Annotated in this window: 1 protein-coding gene; it reads left to right on the forward strand. The window is 54.8% G+C overall.

The genetic code is table 11. The annotated features are described in order from the left end of the window. Positions 1-43 precede the first annotated feature (43 nt). Positions 44-250: hypothetical protein (locus NCR38_RS34075; RefSeq protein ID WP_250478546.1), on the forward strand; the 207-nt coding region annotated here is incomplete at its 3' end.

Here is a 250-nt window from a genome sequence, read left to right on the forward strand (position 1 = left end):
GATGCACATCGAGGATCGCGAGGTCCACAACGACGCCTAACCTGTGGCAGAAACAGAAACCAACCAGACAAAACAAATGAAACCATTCATCCACATCACTCGTGCCGACGACGGCACGGTCACTGCAATCGACCACGCTGGACGCCACGTCAGCGAACCACGCATGCCGAACCTGAGTCCTGATGCAGAGTCCCTGCTTGAGGAGAAACAGGAAGTCATCATCAATGAGAAGGGTGAGCCACACTCGGAC

Source organism: Caballeronia sp. INML1 (assembly GCF_023631085.1).
Taxonomy (GTDB): domain Bacteria; phylum Pseudomonadota; class Gammaproteobacteria; order Burkholderiales; family Burkholderiaceae; genus Caballeronia; species Caballeronia turbans.